Source organism: Jeotgalibacillus marinus (assembly GCF_040801915.1).
Classification (GTDB): Bacteria; Bacillota; Bacilli; order Bacillales; family Jeotgalibacillaceae; genus Jeotgalibacillus; species Jeotgalibacillus marinus.
Window position 1 is genome coordinate 1 of sequence record NZ_JBFMIA010000227.1, and the last position, 252, is coordinate 252.

A 252-nucleotide genomic window follows, 5' to 3' on the forward strand; every position below is an offset into this window, starting at 1 on the left:
TTTTTCCCTTCTCGCTTTTTTCTTTTCCCCTCCTCCCCCCCCTCCCCCTTTCTCTTTTTTCCTTCTTTTTTTTCCTCCCCTTCCCCTCCCCTTTTCTCTTTCCCTCCCCCCCCTCTCCTCTCTCCCCCCCCCCTTTCCCCCTTTTCCCTTTTCTTCCTCTTTTCTTCCTCTCTTCTCTCTTTTTTCCCCTCTTCTTTCCTTCCTCTTTTCTTCTCTTCTTTTTCCTCTCCTTTTTCCTTCCTCTTTCTTTTT

General features: G+C 47.6%; 1 protein-coding gene. It reads right to left on the reverse strand.

Annotation, left to right across the window (positions count from 1 at the left end; all coding sequences use genetic code 11):
- Positions 1 to 252 (reverse strand): hypothetical protein (locus AB1471_RS19065; protein WP_367781021.1); only part of this gene is annotated, 252 nt, incomplete at both ends.